This window comes from Streptomyces sp. Wb2n-11, from assembly GCF_001049855.1.
Lineage (GTDB): Bacteria > Actinomycetota > Actinomycetes > Streptomycetales > Streptomycetaceae > Streptomyces > Streptomyces altiplanensis.
Genome location: NZ_CVPB01000001.1, coordinates 5,032,129 through 5,047,960, shown reverse-complemented (window position 1 = coordinate 5,047,960; position 15,832 = coordinate 5,032,129). Strand labels below are relative to the sequence as shown.

The 15,832-nt window shown below is 68.7% G+C and carries 16 protein-coding genes and 1 pseudogene; 12 read left to right on the top strand and 5 right to left on the bottom strand.

The genetic code is table 11. From position 1 onward, the window contains the following. Positions 1-115: 115 nt before the first annotated feature. Positions 116-2,239 carry a PIG-L family deacetylase gene (locus BN1555_RS22995; protein WP_093801146.1) on the top strand — a complete coding sequence of 708 codons (2,124 nt, stop codon included), beginning with the start codon at positions 116-118 and terminating at the stop codon, positions 2,237-2,239. A gap of 73 nt (positions 2,240-2,312) precedes the next feature. Next, positions 2,313-2,831 (top strand): pyridoxamine 5'-phosphate oxidase family protein, encoded by a 519-nt coding sequence (locus tag BN1555_RS22990; RefSeq protein WP_093801145.1) that lies wholly within the window; start codon positions 2,313-2,315, stop codon positions 2,829-2,831. Between the two features lie 32 nt (positions 2,832-2,863). On the opposite strand, the gene BN1555_RS22985 is transcribed toward BN1555_RS22990, so the two are convergent. Together BN1555_RS22985 and BN1555_RS22980 are read right to left on the bottom strand one after the other, a co-directional pair. Beyond that, positions 2,864-3,604: an SAM-dependent methyltransferase gene (locus BN1555_RS22985; protein ID WP_093801144.1), complete on the bottom strand. Its 741-nt coding sequence runs from the start codon at positions 3,602-3,604 to the stop codon at positions 2,864-2,866. A 58-nt stretch (positions 3,605-3,662) separates the two neighbouring features. Next, entirely contained in the window at positions 3,663-4,178 is a 516-nt protein-coding gene (locus tag BN1555_RS22980) for an MFS transporter (RefSeq protein ID WP_369688993.1), read from the bottom strand. A gap of 63 nt (positions 4,179-4,241) precedes the next feature. Between BN1555_RS22980 and BN1555_RS22975 the strand changes: the two are divergent. Next, a pseudogene (locus BN1555_RS22975) lies at positions 4,242-4,826 on the top strand (winged helix-turn-helix domain-containing protein); the annotation flags it as partial. Positions 4,827-4,859: 33 nt separating this feature from the next. On the opposite strand, the gene BN1555_RS22970 reads toward BN1555_RS22975, so the two are convergent. Continuing rightward, on the bottom strand, positions 4,860-4,976 hold the full coding sequence (locus BN1555_RS22970) for a glutamine synthetase (RefSeq protein WP_218058199.1): 117 nt from the start codon (positions 4,974-4,976) through the stop codon (positions 4,860-4,862). Positions 4,977-5,174: 198 nt separating this feature from the next. Continuing rightward, positions 5,175-5,831, bottom strand: coding sequence for a hypothetical protein (locus BN1555_RS22965; RefSeq protein WP_093801142.1), 657 nt, complete (start codon positions 5,829-5,831; stop codon positions 5,175-5,177). Between the two features lie 711 nt (positions 5,832-6,542). Here BN1555_RS22965 and BN1555_RS41665 point away from each other — a divergent pair. From BN1555_RS41665 to BN1555_RS22950, 4 genes are all read left to right on the top strand, one after another. Beyond that, entirely contained in the window at positions 6,543-7,598 is a 1,056-nt protein-coding gene (locus tag BN1555_RS41665) for a nucleoside monophosphate kinase (RefSeq protein ID WP_369688992.1), read from the top strand. 508 nt (positions 7,599-8,106) lie between these two features. Continuing rightward, a complete protein-coding gene (locus BN1555_RS38545) occupies positions 8,107-9,090 on the top strand; it encodes a hypothetical protein (RefSeq protein WP_141662880.1) in 984 nt (327 codons plus the stop codon). 417 nt (positions 9,091-9,507) lie between these two features. Then, complete coding sequence (locus tag BN1555_RS22955; protein ID WP_093801140.1) at positions 9,508-10,743, top strand: helix-turn-helix domain-containing protein; 1,236 nt, start codon at positions 9,508-9,510, stop codon at positions 10,741-10,743. 58 nt (positions 10,744-10,801) lie between these two features. Further along, positions 10,802-11,311, top strand: a complete 510-nt coding sequence (locus tag BN1555_RS22950) for a flavoprotein (protein WP_255306132.1) — start codon at positions 10,802-10,804, stop codon at positions 11,309-11,311. Between the two features lie 216 nt (positions 11,312-11,527). Here BN1555_RS22950 and BN1555_RS22945 read toward each other — a convergent pair whose 3' ends face one another. Continuing rightward, positions 11,528-11,911, bottom strand: a complete 384-nt coding sequence (locus BN1555_RS22945; RefSeq protein WP_093801138.1) for a GntR family transcriptional regulator — start codon at positions 11,909-11,911, stop codon at positions 11,528-11,530. A gap of 730 nt (positions 11,912-12,641) precedes the next feature. Here BN1555_RS22945 and BN1555_RS22940 point away from each other — a divergent pair. From BN1555_RS22940 to BN1555_RS22920, 5 genes are read left to right on the top strand one after another with little or no spacing between them, the layout of a single operon-like run. Further along, positions 12,642-12,962: a hypothetical protein gene (locus BN1555_RS22940; RefSeq protein WP_093801137.1), complete on the top strand. Its 321-nt coding sequence runs from the start codon at positions 12,642-12,644 to the stop codon at positions 12,960-12,962. Further along, the gene (locus BN1555_RS22935; RefSeq protein ID WP_176710105.1) at positions 12,959-13,600 is read left to right on the top strand and encodes a GGDEF domain-containing protein; all 642 of its coding nucleotides are present in this window, start codon (positions 12,959-12,961) and stop codon (positions 13,598-13,600) included. The genes BN1555_RS22940 and BN1555_RS22935 overlap by 4 nt, the downstream gene beginning before the upstream one ends. Then, positions 13,600-14,763 carry a conjugal transfer protein gene (locus BN1555_RS22930; protein WP_093801136.1) on the top strand — a complete coding sequence of 388 codons (1,164 nt, stop codon included), beginning with the start codon at positions 13,600-13,602 and terminating at the stop codon, positions 14,761-14,763. The genes BN1555_RS22935 and BN1555_RS22930 overlap by 1 nt, the downstream gene beginning before the upstream one ends. After that, on the top strand, positions 14,760-15,407 hold the full coding sequence (locus BN1555_RS22925) for a class I SAM-dependent methyltransferase (protein WP_093801135.1): 648 nt from the start codon (positions 14,760-14,762) through the stop codon (positions 15,405-15,407). The genes BN1555_RS22930 and BN1555_RS22925 overlap by 4 nt, the downstream gene beginning before the upstream one ends. Further along, a complete protein-coding gene (locus BN1555_RS22920; protein ID WP_093801134.1) occupies positions 15,407-15,793 on the top strand; it encodes an RRQRL motif-containing zinc-binding protein in 387 nt (128 codons plus the stop codon). The genes BN1555_RS22925 and BN1555_RS22920 overlap by 1 nt, the downstream gene beginning before the upstream one ends. Positions 15,794-15,832: the final 39 nt, after the last annotated feature.

Here is a 15,832-nt window from a genome sequence, read left to right as displayed (position 1 = left end):
ATGCCAGCGCCGTCCTGGGCGCAACCCCGTTCCGTACGCCGTACCCCCGCACACCGAAAGCACCGTTCCTATGCCGCCCAGGGCCCGTAGTCCCTTCCGCCTGCCCCGCCGCAGCATGCCCAGCCTCGCTCTCGCGACGCTGCTGCTGGCGGTGACGGGCGCCCAGCTCGCGCGTCCCGCCGTCCCGCTCGCGCCGTCCTCCGGTTCCACGGCGGCCAGGACCGTCACGGCCGACACCGCGGGCACGGCGGACGCCGACGGGCCGTCCCGCGGCGCACACGAGTCCGTGGTGCAGATCCTCTCCCACCCGGACGACGACCTGTTCTTCATGAACCCCGACCTCAGCCAGTCGATACGCACCGGCCAGAGCCTGACCTCGGTCTACCTGACGGCGGGCGAGGCGGACGGGGTCAACTCCTTCCGCGGCGGCAGGAACGAGGGCGTCCCGCTGCCCGCCCCCGACAAGATGCGGTACGCCGAGGCCCGGCAGAACGGCATACGCGCCGCGTACGCCGAGATGGCCACCGGCGACCGCACCAGCCCCTGGAAGCGGTCCGCGATCCGCACGGCGGGCGGCGGCTGGGCCGAGCTGGACACGCTGAAGGCGCACCCGAAGGTCAGCCTGGTCTGGCTGCAGCTGCACGAGGCAGGCGCCAGCGCCGCGGACCGGCCGCACAGCCTGCACGGGCTGTGGGACGGCCGGATACAGGCCCTGGAGTCGCACCTGTCGTCCGACACCCCGGTCAAGGAGACCTTCGCGTACACCAAGGACGAGGTGGTGCGGACGATCACCGGGGTGCTGGAGCGCTTCCGGCCGACGTTCGTGCGGATGCTGGACCCGACGAACGGCCGCGAGACCACGCCGCAGGTGCTCCCCGACCACCAGGACCACATGTACGGCGCCAGGTTCGCCCAACTGGCGCTCAGCGAGTACGGCGAAACCGCCGGCCGCCCGCACTTCACCGTCCAGAACTACCTCGGCTACCTCAACGGCAGCCTGCCGCACGTCCTGGGCCCCGAGGCCGTGCGGGAGAAGCTGCACACGCTGGAGACGTACGCCTGGACCGACTACCCGGACAACTACTGCGGCGCGGAGGCCGGCTGCGGCGACCGCAAGGTCGCGGGGCGGCCCACGGGCCCCGGCTGGGTGTACGGCATCCGCTACTCGCGCAACACCAGCACCTCGTGGCTCCAGAGCGGCGCGCGGGAGGGCGAGCTGTGGGCGTTCTCGGTGCTGGACACGCGCCTCGCGGTCTGGCACCGCGAGGCGGGCACCGGGGCGGGGGACCGGCCCGTGTGGACCGGTCCGACGCTGCTCGGCGAAACCGGTCTGGACAGCGGCATCACCTCCGAGAAGCTGCCCGACGGCCGCATCGCCCTCTTCGGCACCCGCACCTCCTTCGACGGCCCCGCCGGCTACCGCAGGGACGTCGTCACCACCGTGCAGCGCACCGTGGGCGGCACGTTCGGCCCCTGGCAGGCCCTCGGCATGCCGCGCCCCGCCCACGCGCCCGAGTCCCTGGACATCAGCGCCCCGGCGGTGACGGTGGACCGCGGGGGCCGGGCGACGGTCTACCTCCGCGACGGCGACCACGGGCTCAGCTCCCGTACGCAGCTGTCCGACGGCACCTGGGCGCCCTGGCGGGCGCTGGGCGGCCGGCAGGTGTTCGGCGACCCGGCCACGGCCACCGACAGCGCGGGCCGCGACTACGTCTTCGCGCAGACCCTCACGTCGACCGTCGTGTGGACCCAGGACGCACCCGGCGCCCCGATGCACGGCCCCGCGCCCACCGCCCTGCCCGCGACGCCGCTGCCGCCGACCGTCCGTCCGGACGGTGACGGCGTACGCCTGTACTTCCGCAAGCCGGACTCCGGCGCGGTCCGGACGGCCCGCTTCACCGCCGGGACCGCCCCGGGCGCGGTGACCGCCGCGGCCCCGGCGGCCCCGCGCGTCATCGACCTGGGCGGCCGGGCGGGCTTCGGTCCGGTGAGCGCCGCGGGCACCCTGCTGGCGGCCCGCGACGGCTCGGGCCGGCTCGGCACGGCCGAACTTCCCACCGGCCCCGCCGGCGCACCGCGCTGGAACAGGAGCGGCGGTTTCCTCTTCGGCGGAGCCCCCGCGTCCGCCACGGACACGGCGGGGAACACCTCGGTGGCGGCGGTGGCCCTGGACGGCCGGCTCCACTGGAGCGGCCGGGACTCCTCCGGCTGGCAGCCGGTGGGCACGAACGCCCGATGAGTTCCGCTCGCGGCCTGCCCCTGCCGACAGGACTCTGTAACGAGAGGCGGACCGCGAGCGAGAGGGAAACACCGTGGAACCGGAACCGGAACCGCAGAGCAGGCTGGACCCCCGCTACAGCGACGAGGGCGCGACCGCGGCCTCCTGGTCCGACGCGGTGGCGCGCCTGGAACAGGCGGAGCTGTTCTGGCTGACGACCGTACGCCCGGACGGCCGCCCGCACGTCACCCCGCTGCTGGCCGTCCGGCAGGACGACGCGCTGTACTTCTGCACGGGCCCGGCGGAACGCAAGGCGAAGAACCTCGCCGCCAACCGGAACGTCGTCCTGACCACCGGCAGGAACACCCTGCACGAGGGGATCGACCTGGTGGTCGAGGGCGAGGCGGTGCGGGAGACCGACGAGCCGCGCCTGCGGCGCCTGGCGGAGGCGTACGAGACGAAGTACGGCCCGGACTGGCACTTCGACGTACGCGACGGGGCGTTCCAGGGCGCGGGCGGGGGCGACCGCGCCCTGGTGTTCCGCGTCGCCCCGTCGACGGCCTTCGGCTTCGGCAAGGGCGTCTACAGCCAGACCCGCTGGCTCTTCGGCTGATCCCTCGGCCGCGGCCGCTTCGGCCGGCCGTTTCAGCCGGCCGGCGTGGGCCGCAGCACCAGGGTGTGGAACCCGAAGCAGCCCCGGTACACGTGCAGCCACTCGGACCGGTGCCGGTCCGCCGCCGCGAGGGCCTCCTGGGCGAGAGGGTCCCCGGGGTGGTCGAGGGCCCACTCCGCCAGGGTCCCCGTCCAGTGCCACTCGTAGTCGTCCAGTTCCCGGCGGGTGCTGAGGTGCCCGAACACGGGCGTCCAGCCGTCCGCGACCACCCGGTCCATGGTCGTGGCCAGATCCTCGTACTCCCCGAGCGTCTCCCGTGCCCCGGCGCTGGGCGCGGCCTCCCAGTACGCGTCACCGACGAGCACCCGGCCGCCGGGCGCGAGGTGCTCGCGGGCCGTGGCGAGCGTGCCCGTCAGCCCGCCGAAGGCGTGGGTGGCCCCCACGCTCATCACGACGTCGAAGCCCCGCTCCGAGGCGAACGCCCCGGCATCCTGCTCATGCAGCACCAGCCGGTCCCCGACGCCCCGCGCGTCGGCCTGCTCGCGCGCCTCCTCCAGCGCGTCGGCCGACACGTCGACGCCCACGGCCGTCGTCCCCGGATGCGCGACCAGCGCCCGTACGAGCCATTCGGCCTGCCCGCACCCGAGGTCGAGCAGTCGCTCGTCCCCCCGGACGACGGCCCGCCCGAGGAGGCGGCGTACGGATTCGTCGCCGAGCGGGGCGGCGACGGGATGACTGGCATGGGCCAGCCGCGAGATCAGTGATCGGTTCATCCGCGCACCCTCCCATCGTCGCCGGTCCCGCCGCACCGGCTTTTCCCCGCCCCGGTACTCACCCGGGGCACAGCGGCCTCCTCCCGCGGCAGCTCCCGTCGCGTACGGACCGGGGAGAGGAAGACCGCACGAAGGCCAGCGCCAGGCAGCAGCCGCCCACCCACAGCGCCGTGTGCACCCCGGTGAACTCGTCGATCACGCCCGCCACCGCGGAGCCGACGGCGAGCGCACCGCCGAGCATGAAACGGAAGGTGGCGTTCATGCGGCCGAGGAGCGGGGCGGGCGTCGGGCGCCGGCGCAGAATGACGCCGAGGACGTTGTCGACGCCCATCTTGAACGTGGCCGGCACCCAGCCGGCCCCGGCGAGCCAGAGCCAGGCCCCCCGGTCGACGAGCGGGATCAGCAGCGCGGCCGGCGCGGCGCACAGGCCGACGAGGCCGAGGGCGCGGCCGTGGCCCAGGCGGCGGGCGACGGGGCGGGCGCAGCGCGCGCCGAGGAGGATACCGACGCCGCCCGCCGCCCAGTACAGGCCGAGGACGCCCGCGGACAGGCCGAGTTCGCGGGCGAACAGCACCGGGAGGAGGGTATTGATGATCTGCGCGCCGAGGTTGTCGAGCGACGCGGTGAACGCGCCGGGCGCGGGCTCGGCCGGCTGGCGGACGTGATCGCCGCGTACTGGGAGGTGGCGCTGGCGCCGTACTGGCCGCGCGTCCTCGCCCTGCTCGAGGGCGACATCCTGCACCGCGCCAAGCACTTCGCCGAAGGCGGCGCCCGGCGGCTCTTCGAGGACCTGGACCCGCAGCTCACCTGGGACGCGGGCACGCTCCAGATGACCCACCGCTGCATCCGCGGGGTACGCCGCCTCGACGGCCGGGGGCTGCTGCTCGTCCCTCCGCCTTCACCTGGCCGCGGATCTTCTCCGCGCTCGGCGACGACGACGGGCAGCCCACCCTGCGCTACCCGCCGCGCGGCGTCGGCACCCTCTGGGAGCAGCGCCCCCAGCCCTGCTCGGGCGCCCTGGCCGGCGTACTCGGCCGCACCCGCGCCCTGCTGCTGGCCGAGCTGACCGCCCCCGCCTCCACCACGGACCTGGCCCGCCGCGTCGGCCTCACTCCGGGCGGCGTCTCCCAGCACCTGACGGCGCTGCGCGCGGCGGGCCTGGTGAGCGCACCGCACGGGCCGGGTGGTGCTCTACGCCCGGACAGGCGCCGGAGAGGCCCTGACGGCCGCCGGCCCCGACGGCCCGGGGCTGCCGCTACAGCACCGGCAGGTTCTTGCGGAGCTCGAAGGCGGTGACCTCGGAGCGGTACTCCTCCCACTCCTGCTTCTTGTTGCGCAGGAAGTTGAGCAGCGTAGAGCTGTCCTCAAACAACCCATGTTCCGATGCCGCTGACCTGCAACCGAGTGGTGCTCCGTGGTCGTTGATGGTCGCTGCAGGCTGCCCTTCGACGGCCCCCAGACGGCCCCGCGCACATGGCTCCATAGGCCCCCGTGCGTCGCAAGGGCTCGCCAGATCAGACGCACGCGTAGTCCACAGGGCCGGAGTCGCCACTATCAGCGGAGGTGCTGATCAATCAACAGCGATTACGGCCCTTGCCTGTTCAATGAACGACTCCAACGCGTCGTTCATCCCCTCAGCCGCGTCGTCCCAGCCTCGCCCCACGAGGAGCTGCCCCCTCTTGGCCGCCTGCGCCCTTGCTTCGGCTGCATGCCGGAAGCGGGAACCGGCTAACAGCAGCCTCTGAGCGGTCTCAGCAAGGTCCACAGGCCCTTCAAGTCGCACGACCTGACACCGCTGGAACGCTTCGTCGTACCGCTCGTCGAGCAAGACAAGCAGGGCATCCAGGCGGGACACTTCATCGGTGGTGAGCGCACCGGAGACCGGCCACGCAATGGAGTTGCTCAGCGGGACGATCATGTCGCGCAACCGCTCATAGGTGACGAGGCAATCCACGTACGACTGACGCCGCAGTTCACGGTGCCACTTACTAAGTTCACGGCTCGCTTGCAGTTCCGCCTGCTTCATTGTCGTACGGTGCTGCACCCACGCGAGGCCGAGCCCAAAGCCACCCGTGACCACGACACCAGCGATTGCCCAGAGAGGTGCCCAGACGGCAGGGTCTTTGGCCGCCGCGAGCGTCATCCATGCCGAGTACATGGCCCGCAGTGTGTCGCACAGGTCGGGAGCCGACAGGTCGAATTCGGAAACGTAGAGCGCCGCCGGCATCGGCGACGCGAGATCAGAACAGTGCGATCGACTCGCCCGCCGAGCCCACTTCCTCCCAGTCGGCCAGCTCCAGTTGCCACGCGGTCCCCTCCGAGTACGCCACGTGGACCATGCTGCCGGGACACAGCACCAAAGCACGCGGCTCCTTCTTGTGGTCGTAGATCGATCCGTATCCAACTCGCTGCGTTGGCAGCAGGGCGACCGGGCGCGAGCACGATGGGCAGGGCGTGCGCGGCAGGCGGGGCATGAGAAAACCTCGTTTCTCGCACAGATTCGGTCTCCCCGACCATCGAGGCGGTCCGTGCGACGACTCAATGAGAGCGGCGACAGCACTCACACGGGTAGCGGAACGACGAGCCTCGGAGAGGCTCGAACGTGACCGGATCTATGGCGGTATGAGCCGAACACAGGAGAACGCGAAGCGCGTTCGCAACTCTTCGGCAAAATTCGGCGGAACCCCTCTACGCTGGACATCCGGAAGCGGGAGGGGTAGCCGTGGTGGCAACTGAGCCTTCAAACTCTACTGATCTTGGGCGCATCCATGCCTATGAGCGTGAGCTGTCCACCTTCGCCGACGCGCTCCGCACACTGCATGTCGATCGTGGCGCCCCCGCCTACCGCGAGATCCAGGCCGCAGCTAGAGCTGCAGGACGCGTAACGCTCTCCACCTCAGCGATCTCCGAGGCCCTCGGTGGCAAGAGGCTCCCGTCCATGGAGTTCACGCTGGAACTAGTGCGTCAACTGGTAGGCGACGATGCCCGCATACGGGAGGACTGGCGAGAACGCTGGAAGAAGGCGAAGCTCCACCAGCGACGAGCAGCGAACGCGCTCAAAAGTGCGCGTCGCGCTCCTTGGCCGAAAGATCTGGCCGAGGCGGCCCCGGCTCGTGAGCTGCCACTTCCGCCACCGGAACTTGCCGAACGCGTCTTAGAGAAGGCGAGGGAAGAAGCAGTCCAGATGCTTGCTGCTGCCCGGTCCGAGGCAGAGACTCTCCTCGCGACTGCTAGAGCACAGGCGGAGGCGACGCTGCTATCGGCAAAGGAGGTGCTCATCGCAGCGCAGTCCGAAGAGCAAGGGGCGAGTGTCCCTAAGCTGCGTTCCAGGAAGGCACTTCGGATCGTTCTCGTGGGGCCGCCAGCGTCAGGTAAAGGGACTCAGAAAGCGTTCCTCAGTCAAGAACTGGAAATTCCGGCTGTACACATCGGAGACCTATTCCGGGCACACGTCCATGCGCAAACAGAGCTTGGTGCCACCGTCAAGCGATGTATCGAGTCAGGTAATTTGATTCCGGACGAGGTTTTCGTGACCATGCTCTCGGAGCGGTTGGCCGAGCCTGACGTCCATCGCGGGTTCATTCTGGATGGCGTGCCGAGATCAATCACCCAGGCGCAGAAGGTGGATGAACTGCTGGCGCTAGAAGGCAAAAAGATCGACGTTGCCCTAGACCTGGAAATCCCAAATGAAGAAATATTCAAGCGCATGGCTGGACGACGGATCTGCCTGAAGGATTCCACTCACGTTTTCCACACCGACTACATGCCGGCTAAGCAGTATGGGGTCTGTGACGTCTGCGGTGGCGGTCTCGCTCTGCGGGACGCCGATTCGAGGCGCGTGATCGGGAGTCGCCTAGAGCTTTGGAGTCACAGCACGGTTCCTGTGATTCGTAAATACCAGACAGAGGGGCGCCTGATCACCATTTCTGGCCTTGGCAAAGTCCGGGACGTGACTGAACGTGCAATAGCAGCCCTATCCGCGCATCTCGAGTGAGTGCGGCGACACATCAAGCACTCTAGTCCGCTAGCGCCCGCCGTTGACGTCAGCCGCTGATGCCAGAAACGGAACAGGTGTGGGTGGGGGCAGGGATCTAGCGGGTTGACGGGAGGTCCGCCCACTTCCACCAGATGTGCTGACCCGGGTACCGCCACATGCGGCAGGCTCGTCGAGCCATCGTCTCACGGCCGAAAGGTGAAGCCGCAGGCCTTCAACGGCTGCTCGCACTCATGGCCTGACGCGCTGTACTGGCCCTGGCGCAGCAGCTCCTGATCAGGATGAGCATGTGGAAGAACGCCATCTACCACGCCATATGGCATGCATCGGCACGGCGGCCACAAACGTCTACTGGGCGCCTTGGTCTACTGCTTCGTGGCATGGATCTCTTAGCATGGAAACGAGTGACACGCCTGCAGTTCCCCCTTCCGGATCGGTTTGGCCAACTGAGGTGTAGGAGGCGCTGCTGGTCGCTAGCGTGGAGTCCACGTCGCTATATGGGGGATATATGAAGCGCGCATTTGTAGGACTTTCCACCCCTCTCACCTACGACTACCGCAATAGCGTCGGTGAAACCATTTCTGGTTCCGCTGTGCCCAACGCCGTTCTGGAGAACGTAACAGGGCTCCTCCTTTGCTATGACGAAATCTGGTTCGTCTCCCGCGAGTTTTGCCCTTCGGATTTGCAGGAGCTTCCGTACGTGCAGTTTGTGACAGATTTTCCAGAGCTGTGGCAGCGCGCACTAGTGGCGCGCGAACAGTACGGCCACGAAGACTTTCACGCGGCCGCCGATTTGATCTACGAGAAGCGCCCAGACGACTACTTCGAAACCGTGGACCGAATCAAGCGCAGCCTGCAATTCGACTTTAGGCCCGATAATCACTCGCGGGGCATCACCCCCGGGTTTGGTCAGGGAAATGCCGCAGATGCGCGTCTCTTTATTCAGGATTTGGGAATTGCGGCTTCCTTGGATAAAGACCTGGATGTCATTACTAACAGCACAATGGCTCGAGCCTTGCGCTCCCTGGAGACTAGCGGACCAAAGGTTGAGACATTCGAGCAATGGCAGATTCAGGCGGCTGAAGAAGCGATCGCTATGCGGACGGTCGACTACCTCGGTCCGAGCGGGGCCTACCACGAGTCTCTGGAAGACCTGCGGGGGCACTCCCAGCTAGAGGAGTTTCGCAATTTCCTGGCAGAAGCAGACAGACCGGATGCGGATGCGCTTGCGCTGGCCAGTGAGGTAAACGATCTCGCTGCTAAGCATTCTATAGACGTGATGGAGCGATTCATCAAAGGGCGCGGGCGGCTGCGAACAATTGGCAAGGCCAGCGTAGGTCCCGTAGGAAATCTGCTGCACCCTGGAATCGGAAGCGTTCTGAGTGGCGCAATTTCGCTCTCCGAGTGGAACCAAGACAGGAAGGAACGAAAGAGAGTGGCGTGGGCACTTTTTGTTCTGCAGGCCAGAAATCTCCCTCAACGCCGTGACTGACGGGGGCCCCGTCGGTGGATCTGGCTTGGCCGGTGGCCTGCCGGTTTTGGGTTGAGCCTGATCAGGGGGTCGTACGCTAGCCGGCAACTCGGGCAGGTGGTGATCCTGCGGACCGCCCCACGCACAGAGGGTTTCTCCCACTCCGCCCGCTGCGCGTAGCGCGCCGCCGGACGCAGCCAGCCGGGGCGGTGACAGGAGGCAGGCCGCGCCGCCAAGGGCATTGGGGCCTACTCAAAAAGGCACTGGTCCAAAAGGCAACCCGACGTTCATGAGAGACCCGGACATACCGTCCGGGTCTCTTCGCTTGGCGTCGCCCATCCTCGTTCCAGGCCGGGCCGGTACGCACGGAGGGTTCCGGTCCGCCCTGTGGCCGTCTCGATACCGTGAGACTGGCCCAACTCTCAGGAGGCAGCACGTATGCGTGGTCTTGGAGATCACCTCAGCATTGGGGAACGGATCGCCTTCTACCGCAAGCGCCGCGGCTACACCCAAGAGGTGCTGGCCGGTCTCGTGGGGCGCAGCACTGACTGGCTCGCGAAGGCGGAGACCGGCCGTCGGCAGCCGCCCCGCATTGACATGCTCGCCGAGCTAGCGCGCGTCATGCGCGTCCCGCTCGGAGACCTGATCGGTCAGACGGTCTTCATGGAGGACGACAAACAGCAAGATGACGTACCCGCCGTGCGTGACGCGCTCATGAGCCCTCGCCGCCTCTCCCGGTTACTCTTCGGACCGCAGGCAGAGGCGCAGCTACCCATGCCCGGTGCGGTCCGGCCGATGGTGGAGCGGAGCTGGGCCGACTACCAGGGCGGGCGGCTCGGCAACGTCGTGGCGGCTCTGCCCGGATTGCTCCAGGCCGCACAGGAACTGGAGGACCGTGCGGCGCGCTCGGCACAGGAGCGAATGGACTGCTGGGCAGTCTCCGCCCGGACGCATCACCTCGCAGCGACGACGCTCGCGAAGGTGGGCGAGTCGGATATCTCGTGGCTGGCCGCTGAGCGCGCGATGCGGGCGGCGGATGAGTCCGGTGATCCGCTGGTACTGGCCTCCGCCGCGCGTTCCGGCACACATGCACTGCTCGCCAACGGGCGGTATGACGACGCAATGGAGCTGGGCGAGACCACGGCGACATGGCTGGCTTCCCGCATCGAGGAGGACGACCCCGAGGCACTGAGCCTGCTCGGCATGATTCACCTGCGTGCCGCTATCGCGGCGGCTCGCCATCAGGACCGGCCCACCGCGACGAACCTGCTCGGTCGGGCTGAGACGTTGGCAAACCGGCTCGGCTCGGACGCGAACCACTGGCAGACCAGCTTCGGTCCGACGAACGTCATGCTGCACAAGCTGTCGGCTGAACTTGACCTGGACAACGTCTCGTACGTGGTCGAGAACGGCGAGGTCGACGTGGACCACATGCAACCCGAGCGCGGTGTCTCACATCGCATTGACTACGCCCGCGCGCTCACCCTGGCGGGCCGTGGTGACGACGCCTTCACCGAGCTGCGTACGGCCGAGCGCACGTCCCCGCAGCTCGTACGCAACAATCCCCGTGTGCGGGAGACGCTGCGGGATCTCATCAAGCAGTCGCCCGTGAGCGGAGGCACCCGCTCGTCCGAGGTGTTCATCATGGCGCAGCGATGCAAGGCGGTGCAGTAAGTCGGTGAGGACGAATACGCGCGGAGTGCTCGGTGTTGTCGGCACAGGCGCCGGCGGAGTGGAAAGCCTGCGAACCGGCCTGGTCGAACCTTCCGTAGAACGCGGTTGGCGGGTCGCGGTGACCCTGACGCCGACGGCCGGCGAGTGGCTGCGGTCCATCGGGGAGGTCGAGGAACTGGAGAAGCTGACCGGGCTTCCCGTACGGGACACCCCGCGGCTTCCGGGCAAGGCGCGGCCACACCCTCCAGTGGACTGCTTCGTCGTCGCCCCGGCGAGTGCGAACACTGTGGCCAAGCTGGCTGTGGGTATCGCAGACAATCAGGCACTTACGCAGGTGGGCGAGGCGATCGGCACCCTGGACCTGCCGGTCGTCGTCTTTCCGCGCGTCAATGCAGCCCACGCCCGCCATCCCGCGTGGCGGCGGCACATCGACACGCTTCGCGAAGCGGATGTCCGGCTGGTGTACGGGCCTGACGTTTGGCCGTTGTACGAGCCGCGCGAGGGGGCCGCTGGGCGCGGGCTGCCCTGGGATGCCGTTCTCGACGTCGTCGACTCTCTGTTTCACTGATGGAGCGTCAAGACAACTGACCTGCAAGGAAAGAGGACCCGGACACTCTGTCCGGGTCCTTCGCGCTTATCGGCCACATGCTCGTTCGCATGCCAAGGATCAACGAGCGATCGAACGAGTGGGACGGCCTCACGCCCGCTGAACTCGCGCTGATCACAGCGAGTCTGAGCGAGGCGCGGGCCACGGCCACACGGCTTCTGCGCCGCGCGGATGACCTCACTGCGAGGGCGGAGTTTCACGCCCGACAAGTTGCTCCAAGCGGTCCATCCGGTCGCCGAGCTGCCGGAGCGTCTCGTGAATCACGCTGAGTTCCGAGGCGAGCGCGGTGAAGGCTGGACTGCTGCCGGCCTCCGTGCCGAGTGGCACGGCGGGGTCGCGGACGAACGTCCCCCGACCCTGCTGGGTAACGACCAGCCCCTCGTCTCGCAGCTGTCGGATAGCGCTCTGCACCGTCATGAGCTGCACACCAAACTCCTTGGCCAGCTTGCGGGCCGGCGGGAGTTGGGCGTTGGGCCCGTAGGTGCCGTCCGCAATCTGACCGCGCAGGTTCGTGGCGATCTCTTTGGCCGTCGGCTTGGGCGCTTCGGGGCTGGAATCCATGCCCCCGAGCGTAGCTGTACTAGGTCAATTCCGGTTTCTGCCTGAGTTCCCCTTGACAGTCAGATTGACCTAGGTCAATCTGAAGTCATCGCCCAGAGGGCCCCTTGAAAACGGGTTCGAAGGAAGCGTTGGTTCGTTGAGAACTGAACAGCGTGCCAATCGACGAGGTGAGATTCCTCGTCCCCGTGACGACCGGGTGACGTCGTCGGCGGCCCCTTTTGCGTGCTGGCTCTGGAGAACACCCCTCGGGGTGCCACCCAGTCCGCGCCGCCCTGCTGGCGTCAGAGCAGCGACGATGACGCGCCCGATTCCTAGGTTCGGGACTGGAGCACCGTGGCAACGGTGCTCCAGTGAAGCTCTGAGTTCTCCCACTTGGAGGCTGCTGTGTTCCGTCGACATACGCGGGCGCCGGCCGTGCTGGACCGGTACGACGGCAAGGCTCCTTGCGTCATCTCATGACCGCCGCGCGAGACGCCCCGACCTCAGTCCGGTGCAGCTCGCGCGGTCCAGCCTCATTCCGCAGCGCTCAACGCGTTGCGGTCGGTTGCCTCCTCCGCCCGTCTCGTACGGGCGGGGCTGAGGTGAGCCGCACGGCTTGACCCCCGGTTGGTCGTCTCTCGCCAAGGGCCGCGACCACGCTCCTTTTCTTCACCCCCCCGCCGGGGCGGCTGCCTCTCGCCAAGGACCGAGGCCGCCCCGGCTCCCTTCGCTTTCGAGGAGAGCAATCGACATGCGTACGTACATCGGCACACACCAGGTGCTGACTGCTGTGGAGTTCGAAGAGCTGGCGCTCGGCTTCGACGAGCTGCCGCTGGGCCTTGACCGCGACCTGTTCCGTGGCCCGCTCACCCCGGAGTCGCCCGAGGAGCAGGCGGCCCGCGAGGCGGTGGCCCGCGAGGTCATCGCGGAACTGGCCGCCCAGGGCGAGGGCGGTGACGAGATCGCGGCATGGGACGCGCTGTACGCGGACGCGCTGACCCGCACGGTGCCGTTCCTGCGCGCCGCCCGCGACGCCGACCGTTCCACCCAGGCCGGGGAGGTGGCGGCATGAGCCAGACCCTGACGGCTCTGGCCGCCGCCCTGCCGCTAGCGGCCGGATGGTCCGTGCATAGCCTGCGGCTGAGGCGCCGGATCGAGGTCGCCCGCCTCGACCCGCTGACGAGCCTGATGCGCCGTGAGGCGTTCGAGGCCCGCGCCGGACGCGACCTGCGCAAGAGCCTCACGTCCGTGGTGGTCATCGACCTCGACGGCTTCAAGGCCCTGAACGACACCCACGGCCACGCGGCCGGGGATGTCGGGCTGATCATCGTCGCCGCGCGCCTGAACGACTGGGCGATCCGCATGAGCGGATGCGCGGCACGGCTGGGGGGCGACGAGTTCGCCGCCGTGGCCACGGCCGCTTACGACGTGGATCTGATGTCGGCCCTGGAGGACCTCCACGAGACGCTGTGCGAGCCGTTCACCTTCGACGGCCAGCGGGTGGAGCTGGGCGCTTCCATCGGCGCCATCCGCAACGACGGCGACTTGGCCGGCACTCTGCCCACGCTCATGCGCCGGGCGGATGAGGCCATGTACGTGGCGAAGCAGGCAGGAGGCGGCTGGTACGTCGCTAAGGGCCTGAGCCCGGTACGCGGCACGGTCAACGGCCGCCGCGAGGGCCGTACGGGCACCGGCTGGGAGGTGGCGTGATGACCAGCCGACAGTCCCTGACCAAGGCGCAGAAAGTCGTCCTGACGGCTGCGTTCGTGCCCATGCTCGCCACCGGGGTCGCCGGTGGCGCTGGAACGTACAGCAACATCAGCCACGCCTACGGCTCCGGTACGGCGCTGGGCGCCGTCGCGGCCGGCGAGGGCGCGACCGCCGTCCTGGCGCTCGTACTGCTCGGCCTGACGATGCTGGGGCAGTCCTCCCCGGCCATCATCCGGCTGGGCCTGTGGGCCCTTCCCGCCGCCGCGTCCGCGATGGCTGCGATGGCCGCCGACGATCCGGGCCGCACGGTGATCTACGCGGTGACGCCGATGGGCATGTGCGTGTCGGCGGAGGGCATGGCGTTCCTGGCCCGGCGGATCGTGGTCCACCAGGACGGGCGTGACATTGAGGCGGAGGCCAAGGCCGCCACCGTCGTGCGGGCGCTGGCATACCACCGGGCCCGAGCTGTGAACCACCCGCAGAAGCGGGTACGAGCGTCGTCCGACCGCACGTCCTGGAAGCTCGCCCGGAAGGTCGGGTTGGGCGACGCGTCGTTGGGTGTGCGCCTACTGGACATCCAGCGCGAACGCGTCACCAGCGGCGCCGACGCCGCCCTCGCGGCCATGTTCACCGCACCCAGCCCACGCACTCCAACGCTGTCCACAAACAAGGATGAAACGCCTGAGATCACCGTAAATCGGTTGAGGTCTGACCTGCATGAGTCGGCCCCCGAACCGGCCCCTGCGGTGGCCGAACTCCCGGCGGTCGAGTCGGCCGACCCGGACCCGATTGCCCAGCCGACTGAGACCGAATCGGCTGCCCCTGACGAGACGGCTCGTGAACGCGTCCTGGAAGGTCTCGGGCTGCCGACCGAGCCGCCCGAGCCGCCTCCGGTGAAGGCGGTCACCTCCGTAGCGCAGACTCCGCGTCGGGCGACTGGTCGGGTACCGCAGTCGGCTCGCACGCCCCGACCGACCCGAACCGCCGACCAACTGCTGAGCGAGGCCCGCGAGGCTACGGCGGACTGGTCGGATGGCGAGCTGACTGCTGAAGCGATCCGTAAGGCGGTCCGTACGTCGTCGGCCAACGGCCGGATGCTCCGCGACGCGCTGCGGGCCGAGCGGGATAGGGGCAGCGCAGAGCCTGAGGCGGTGTCGGCATGAGCGGGCACGTACTGCCACTGCGGCAGCCGAATGGCCTCAGGCTGCTGGACCTGTGCTGCGGCGCCGGTGGATTATCCATGGGTTACCACTTGGCCGGGTTCGAAGTGACCGGCGTGGACATCGCCCCTCAGCCGAACTACCCGTTCACCTTCCACCGGGCCGACGCGCTCACCTTCCCGCTGGACGGCTTCGACCTGGTCCACGCGTCGTGGCCGTGCGAGCGCTACGCCCGTGTCACCGCCTGGCGCGGCCGCCAGGACGACCACCCTGACCTGCTCGCCGCCGGCCGCGAGCGGCTGGCCGCATCAGGCGTGCCGTGGGTGATCGAGAACGTGCCCGAGACGGCCTGGGGCAAGTTGCTGCGCCCCGACTACCTGCTGTGTGGCACCCAGTTCGGGTTAAGTGTCCGCCGCCACCGGGCTTTCGAGACGTCCTGGGGCGGCGGCGGGGACCTGGTCCCGCCGTGCTGGCACCGCAAGGGCCTGCTGGCCTTTGAACACAAGGGCGAGCGTGCCTACGCAGACGCTATGGGCTGCACGTGGATGACCAACCGCGAAGCCCGCAAGGCGGTACCCCCCGCCTACGCCCACTGGATCGCCACTCAGTTCCTTGCCGGACGCGAGCCCGGGGCAGAGGTCGCCTGATGTCCCCGACATTCGGCAAGTGCTATGACCCGAACGGCACCACGTACGGGATACCCACGTTCCAGTGGCGCTTCGCCCCGGACGGCTACGCCACCCGCCGTCAGCTTCGAGCCCGCGGCTTACGCCCCGGCGGTCAGACAGTCGCCGCACAGGTGATGCGCCGCTCCCGCCGCCGAAAGGCCGGCGTCCTGGTCACCTACCTCTACCGCATCGACCGGGCGAAGCCGGTACGGCCGATGACTCCCGCGAAGTGGGCTGCCCACGCAAAGGCGATGGCCGCCCGCCGCACCTGCCCTAACTGCCGTACGGACGCCGGTTACTGCATCCCGACATCACTCGGCATGTGCGTGACCTGCGCCTACCCCGAAGAACAGTGCACCCCCTGACCTGCACCACTTCGCTCAGCGGGGCCCGGACGGTCGGCC

What these genes read in the sequence shown, in the direction of transcription:
- BN1555_RS22995 (WP_093801146.1), top strand. Translation starts at nt 116, where the DNA reads ATGCCCAGCCTCGCTCTCGCGACGCTGCTGCTGGCGGTGACGGGCGCC.
- BN1555_RS22930 (WP_093801136.1), top strand. Translation starts at nt 13,600, where the DNA reads ATGACCAGCCGACAGTCCCTGACCAAGGCGCAGAAAGTCGTCCTGACG.
- BN1555_RS41665 (WP_369688992.1), top strand. Translation starts at nt 6,543, where the DNA reads ATGGAGTTCACGCTGGAACTAGTGCGTCAACTGGTAGGCGACGATGCC.
- BN1555_RS22955 (WP_093801140.1), top strand. Translation starts at nt 9,508, where the DNA reads ATGCGTGGTCTTGGAGATCACCTCAGCATTGGGGAACGGATCGCCTTC.
- BN1555_RS22965 (WP_093801142.1), bottom strand. Translation starts at nt 5,831, where the DNA reads ATGCCGGCGGCGCTCTACGTTTCCGAATTCGACCTGTCGGCTCCCGAC.
- BN1555_RS22925 (WP_093801135.1), top strand. Translation starts at nt 14,760, where the DNA reads ATGAGCGGGCACGTACTGCCACTGCGGCAGCCGAATGGCCTCAGGCTG.
- BN1555_RS22940 (WP_093801137.1), top strand. Translation starts at nt 12,642, where the DNA reads ATGCGTACGTACATCGGCACACACCAGGTGCTGACTGCTGTGGAGTTC.
- BN1555_RS38545 (WP_141662880.1), top strand. Translation starts at nt 8,107, where the DNA reads ATGAAGCGCGCATTTGTAGGACTTTCCACCCCTCTCACCTACGACTAC.
- BN1555_RS22920 (WP_093801134.1), top strand. Translation starts at nt 15,407, where the DNA reads ATGTCCCCGACATTCGGCAAGTGCTATGACCCGAACGGCACCACGTAC.
- BN1555_RS22945 (WP_093801138.1), bottom strand. Translation starts at nt 11,911, where the DNA reads ATGGATTCCAGCCCCGAAGCGCCCAAGCCGACGGCCAAAGAGATCGCC.
- BN1555_RS22935 (WP_176710105.1), top strand. Translation starts at nt 12,959, where the DNA reads ATGAGCCAGACCCTGACGGCTCTGGCCGCCGCCCTGCCGCTAGCGGCC.
- BN1555_RS22985 (WP_093801144.1), bottom strand. Translation starts at nt 3,604, where the DNA reads ATGAACCGATCACTGATCTCGCGGCTGGCCCATGCCAGTCATCCCGTC.